Here is a 6602-nt window from a genome sequence, read left to right on the forward strand (position 1 = left end):
ACAGGCACGATGGACCATGCGATGGAAGCCAGCACTGAACGTGTTCGCGACCGTCTTCGAAGGCCGCTGGCCCACCGCAGAGCAGTACTAACCATGAGGGCCGAAACACCGAATTTCGGATAGTCCCGGCCATTTGGCCGGGCGCTTTGTCGTTGCTTCGCCAGTAGGTGCGGACGGGGTTGATCGTGTTGGTGGCCAATACCTGACCGACACGTTGGTGGATGACGGTGACGATGGTCCGAGTGATGATGCCGACTGGGTTGCCTTTGTGTCGGTGTTGACGCCGAGGTGGTGCATCTTGCTGGCGCGCCCTGCCAAGCCTTTACCGTTACTGCCGGAGCGGGAACACGCATTTATCGCACCGCCAGCAGCGCAGCCCACCAATCCATCGCTGGTATCAGGCGACCGTCAGCACAATGGTCCTGGCCGCATCTGGCGAGGCCAATCGATGTCGATCCAAGCAGGTAGCGGGGTACGCAGATCGCTAAAGGAAGTTCGACTCCAGGGAGATCAGCACCTTGACGGGGACGGTCCGAGATGCCACGCTAGACCGGGAACCGTTCCGGAATGATCAGGAATCGCGTGCAGGTAGGAGCTAGTCGTGACCGACGCATCACAACCTGTCAAGATCTTCCTGTCCTGGTGCTCCCGCGATCGGCGTGCCAAGGAATCATTTGTGGACGAGCGACTGCTGCCTCAGTTGTCAATCATCGGCAGCTACTCAATCGAGTGGTGGGAGTTCTCGCTGCTCACCGCTGGCGACACCGTTGATCCGACCATTCAGCGTCGAGTGTCAGAAGCGGATCTTGGGCTACTTCTTCTCTCCCCTGGCTATTTCTCCTCCAGTTACATCATGACCAAGGAGCTGCCGCAGCTGATTGAGCGAAACCTGTTTGTCCCTGTCGCTCTTCGGCCGTTTCCGCATCTGGATGGCGGACGTACCCTTGGTGGCCTGGAAAAGGCGTGGGTAATCTACGGCCCCAATCAGCGCTGTTATAACGAACTTAGTGGTCAGGCGGCCAAAGATCGTTTCGCCCTCACCGTTAGCAACGAGGTCTTACGCCGCCTCAACGGTGATGGCGGATGGCGGTCGTTGTGAGCCTTGACCGTGATGAAGTGGGCCAGGTCGTGCACCGTTACGCCGGTGCGCTGTCCGTGTTGGTAGCAAGCAGGCTCACGCTGATCGCTGGGGCTTTAGACAACGACGGTTTGATCCGCGTCGATCATCTGCTAATGACCATCGGCACGGCTGGCGCATCAATGAAGCAGGATGCCTTCCGAAAGTTTCGCAACAACCTGAACGGCCAATTGGCCGAGGCCGGGTCGGACCTTCGCCTAGTCGTAGACGATCGGAAGGCGCAGCCCAGTGAGCGGTTTGCGTGGTTCGAGGGGACAAGCGCAATCGACGATGAGGTCTCCGAATACTCCGCCCGAGTGGCACAAACTGCCGAAAGCGTGGTCGAGACCCGGGCCACTGTCCTGACACGCCATCGGAGAGTGCGCGTTTACCTAGCCTGGGCGGCCTCCGACGCCTCTACTCGGCAGCAGTACGACCCGTTCGTTAAGAGACTGAAGGACCACCTAGCGACAAGCAAACGCGCTGTGTTCGAGGTCGTCACCCGTTTCGACATGCCCGCAGGCGTCGATCAGTCCGAGTGGCGCATGACGAAGGGTGCAGAAGCGGACGTCGCTGTGGCCCTCGCGTCCCCAGCTTTCCTGGCCTCCGACGAGGCTGGGCCTGATCGCGCGGCGGTACGCAAAGCCAAGGAGCGCGTGGTTGCAGCGTGGAGCCCGGTGGTAGATCCGTCTGCCTACGAAGAACTAAACGTCCATAGGACCACCGTGCTATGGAGGCACAACCCGTACACAACGCTCGGCCAGACAGCGAAACAAACACGCCTGCTCGAGCTAGTCGACGCAATCAGCGCAGCAACAAATCCCACAAATATACGGCGACCATCGGTGGATTCTGGCAGGCAGATCGCACAACTCAGCCAGCAAACACTAGGAGGGCGTGCGGATCAGGACCCAAAAATCGCAGAGGCCGCCGCCGCTCGCCCGTTCAAGCTTCGACAGGCTAGGGAGGACGAGGAGCGTTTCTCGATGGACGCCGGCGATGTGCCAGCCCTAGAGCACCTTCTGGAATGGGCGATTGACTCGGCCTCGACGCAGCATGCTGTTTTGCTTGGCGACCTCGGCATGGGTAAGACCACGACGGTGCGTGCCCTTACGCGTCGGCTGTTGGGCGCTGGGGAGAAAACCAAATCGGGAGTATTACCACTCCTGCTCGATCTGCGCGACGTCAGAGCCGAGGCTATTGCTCGCCAGCTGGAGCGTGACGAAGGAATAACTTTCGAGTGGCTCCTGACCGCCGCATTCAGCGCGTTGCCTTCGCGCGATCGACCCGACAGCGTCGTGTCGGTGATCGACCGCATCGGTGATGGGGGATGCGTGGTAATCGTCGACGGACTGGATGAGGTTCTCGTCCATCTCAAGCCAACGGAGCAGATCCGCTTCACTCAGCAGGTGTGGCGCGCAGTCGGAATAGACCACCCGAGTGGCGCCCAAGACGTCAACAGGCCCAGCAAAGTGCTGCTTACCTGCCGAACGCATTACTTCCGGACCGTAGCGGACGAGGCTGCCCACTTCACTGGCCAGGACCGCGAAGGGCCACGGTCTCGAGACTACGTCGCACTTCTCCTTTTGCCGTTCTCGCGCCATCAGATTCATCGCTATCTGGTCAACAACGCTGACCTCAGTGACGAGCGGGCGACACGACTCATCGACGCTGTGGGCGGAAGCGAGGACCTGCTGAGTCGCCCAGTCAATCTTGCCATGATCCGTGATTACATCGAGGACCTCGAGCGAATGGTGCGCACGGACGGTGTGCTTCGGGAGGTCGACCTCTACGCAAACCTTGTCCGTCGCTGGTTGGATCGAGACGATGGCAAACACCGGATCCTGGCGCAGCACAAGCCGCGAATTGCCCGTGCTCTGGCAGCTGCGATGTGGCGCAGCAAGCGAACCTCGTGGTCCGCAGACGAGGTAGAGCAGTGGCTCGTAGATTACCGTGCTTCTCATCCGGGTCTGATGCGCCATTACCCGACCCCGCCGCCGACGCCGGCGGAGTGGGCGAGCGACCTGCGTACCGCGACATTCTTGTCGCGACGCCGCGATGACCAGTTTGAGTTTGCCCATCGCTCGTTTTTCGAATTCTTTCTCGCCGAGTATTTTGTCGACGCGCTCGACAAAGATGCAGTGGACGGCTGGGACGGACCGCTCCCCAGCCCCGAAACCTTTGACTTCGTCGGTCAGCTGATCGCGGGTAATGACACAGAAGAACGACTGGCAGCGATTCGCCGGATCCTCACCAGCGGCCGGATCGGTGCCGCCACAACGGCAACAGGCTATGTGTGCCGCGCGCACCTCACTAACAACGCACCAGTGTGCTCGCTAGCCGGGGTCGCCCTTGCTGGCGCAGACCTCCGGCGGTGGCGTTTCGCCGGAGGGACGACAAGATTGAATTTGCGCGGAGCACAGCTTCGAGGAGCCTCGCTCCGCGGCGCAACCTTCCAAAATGCCGACATGAGCGATGCCGACCTCGCCGAGGCTGACCTTGGCCAGGCCAGATTTATTGACGCCCGGCTCGATCGTGTCAAGCTCGATCGGAGCAATCTCGTCGGCACGATCTTCCGGTGGGTTCGCGGCTCATGCACTACCGAGGATGCGCTGGTTTATAGGACACAGGCTCACTTCAGTCCAGGCTTGGACCATTTACCCGGCGAATGGCTGCGGGCGCCGGATACTCAGGCGCCGATCCCCGCCGGTGAAACCCTGCAGGCCCTTACCGGCCACTCCGGCGAGGTGCAAGCTGTGGCCTACCACCCAGATGGCTACCACCTCGCCACCGCGGCGACCGACGGCACCGTGCGGATCTGGGAAGCCACCACCGGGGAGACCCTTCAAACCCTTACCGGCCACACCGACGCAGTGCAAGCGCTGGCCTATCACCCCGACGGCCACCAGCTCGCAACTACCAGCACCGACGGCACTGCAAGGATCTGGAATCCCACGACCGGCGAAAACCTGCACACCCTGCCCGGCCACACCAACTGGGTACAAGCGGTGGCCTATCACCCCGGCGGACACCAACTCGCCACCGGCTACGACGGCACCGTGCGGATCTGGGATGCCACGACCGGCGAACCACTGCACACCCTCCCCGGTTACCTCAGCTGGGTACAAGCGGTGGCCTACCATCCCGACGGACACCAACTGGCCACCGGCTACGACGACGGCACCGTGCGGATCTGGGATGCCACCACCGGGGAAGCTCTCACCCTCCCCGGCCACTCCGGCGCAGTGCAGGCGGTGGCCTACCACCCCAACGGACACCAACTCGCAGCCTCCAGCATCGACGGCACCGTACGGGTCTGCGATGCCACCACCGGGGAAACCCTGCACACCCTCGACGGACAGACCGGCACAGTGCAAGCGGTGGCCTACCACCCCAACGGACACCAACTCGCAACCCGCGACGGCCGCATCGTACGGATCTGGGATTCCAACACCGGGGAAACCCTGCACATCCTTCCCGGCCAAGCGATGGCCTACCGTCCCGACGGACACCAACTTGCCACCGGCTACAACCGCACCGTGATGATCTGGGATGCCACTACCTGGGAAACCCTGCACACCCTTCCCGGGCACACCAGCTGGGTGCACGCAATGGCCTACCACCCCAACGGACACCAACTTGCCACCGCGGCGACCGACGGCCTCATACGGATCTGCGAAGCCACCACCGGGAAAGTCCTGCATACCCTCGACGGGCACACCGGCACAGTGCAGGCGGTGGCCTACCACCCCAACGGACACCAACTTGCCACCGGCTACAACCGCACCGTACGGATCTGCGATGCCAACACCGGGGCAACCCTGCATACTCTCGACGGGCACACCGGCACAGTGCAGGCGGTGGCCTACCACCCCAACGGACACCAACTTGCTACCGGCTACGACCGCACCGTACGGATCTGCGATGCCACCACCGGGAAAGTCCTGCATACTCTCGACGGGCACACCGGCACAGTGCAGGCGGTGGCCTACCACCCCAACGGACACCAGCTGGCCACCGCGGCGACCGACGGAACCGTACGAATCTGCGATGCCACCACCGGGAAAGTCCTGCATACTCTCGACGCTCACACCGGCACAGTGCAGGCGGTGGCCTACCACCCCAACGGACACCAGCTGGCCACCGCGGCGACCGACGGAACCGTACGAATCTGCGATGCCACCAGCGGGGAAACCCTGCAGACCCTGCCCGGCCACTCCTGCGCGGTGCAAGCGGTGGCCTATCACCCCAGCGGACACCAACTTGCAACTTCCAGCACCGACGGCATCGTACGTATCTGGGACGCCATCACAGGGCAACCAGCCGGGTGGCGTCTTCAACTGTTCGACGATGGGCTGGCCGTCTGGGCCGCGCAATCAGGCGCACTCGTCGGTGTTGCGGGCGATTCTTGGGGGCACCTCGGCTATAGCCTTGTAGTTGACGGACGCCTCAGCAGACTTCCGGCGGAAACACTCGGGCCGCTGCCGCAGCTAACCCAAGGCAGTTAGGCCAATGCCGCATGGCGGGGCCACCTCTGGTGCAGGCGGCGAGTTCCCGTCGACAACATCAGCCGGGCCAGCTCATGTTGCCGTTCGTGCCAAGGCGGTCAAGCAAACCAAATGTAAGCCGTTGGCGGTTGGGGCGCCGGGGAACGCTTTGGGGCGAGCGGGCCCATGCGGAGCAGCGTAGGTCGTTGCATGTCGGCTCTGTCGCGAGCCACTCGCCGCGGTGCAGTGGTACACATTTTAGGATTCTGTTGCGAGGAACCTTCGAGGCGCCAGACGAGCCTACAGAGCGGCGACAGCGTCGCGGATTCCTTTCAGAAATTCAAGAGCATCCCGCCCTGGTGTTTGGTGAAGTTTGTGCTCCAGTACTGCTGACACCCAAGAGGGGCCATGTCCAGGACATCGTTGAGGCGAAGCGCTCTTGGCTGCTAACTTCACCCCAACCCGGAACTTGGTATCGACTGATTCCGTCGCGGTTAATCTGAGGAAGGTTATGGGGGACCCACTCGTAAATATCAAAATTGGCATTCTTCTCTATTTTGATCGGTACAATTGCACGGCCAGTATATTCGCGTCTGCGCGCCCCACGCAGCGAGATCTTGAAGTACATGGCTTTTTTCGGCGTTATTTGGCCCCACTAACAGCATCATGCCTCGGAAGGAATTTTAAATCTACTATGATTACTAAACCGACTACTCATGATCCGGACTTGCGCGTTCTGAAACTTGTTCATTGTACCCCTTAGCGAAAGTTCCCGTGGCGTATTTATCGGTGAGCCGTACATCGCCTCATGGTTAGCGTTTATTTTGGCGGAGCCCGATCGTAGCCCGGTCAACATCTGCGATGGGCAACTTGACCTGTACCCACTTTCCCGGACATCTGATCTGAGGCGATGATCGTCTCGGGAGAGGAGTCTTGTGATGCCAGCACCGAAGTCCCCGGAGTTTCGTCAGCGGGCGGTCGAGCTTGCTCGGGAACGA

2 protein-coding genes are annotated in these 6602 nt (G+C 61.4%); both read left to right on the top strand.

Annotated elements, in window-relative coordinates:
* Window positions 1–601: 601 nt before the first annotated feature.
* A complete protein-coding gene (locus tag AZH51_RS05385) occupies window positions 602–1099 on the top strand; it encodes a hypothetical protein (RefSeq protein WP_291522107.1) in 498 nt (165 codons plus the stop codon).
* The gene (locus AZH51_RS05390) at window positions 1084–5625 is read left to right on the top strand and encodes a pentapeptide repeat-containing protein (RefSeq protein ID WP_291522109.1); all 4542 of its coding nucleotides are present in this window, start codon (window positions 1084–1086) and stop codon (window positions 5623–5625) included. The genes AZH51_RS05385 and AZH51_RS05390 overlap by 16 nt, the downstream gene beginning before the upstream one ends.
* The last annotated feature ends 977 nt before the right edge of the window (window positions 5626–6602 follow it).

The organism is Branchiibius sp. NY16-3462-2, from assembly GCF_001594145.1.
In the GTDB taxonomy this organism is placed as follows: domain Bacteria; phylum Actinomycetota; class Actinomycetes; order Actinomycetales; family Dermatophilaceae; genus Branchiibius.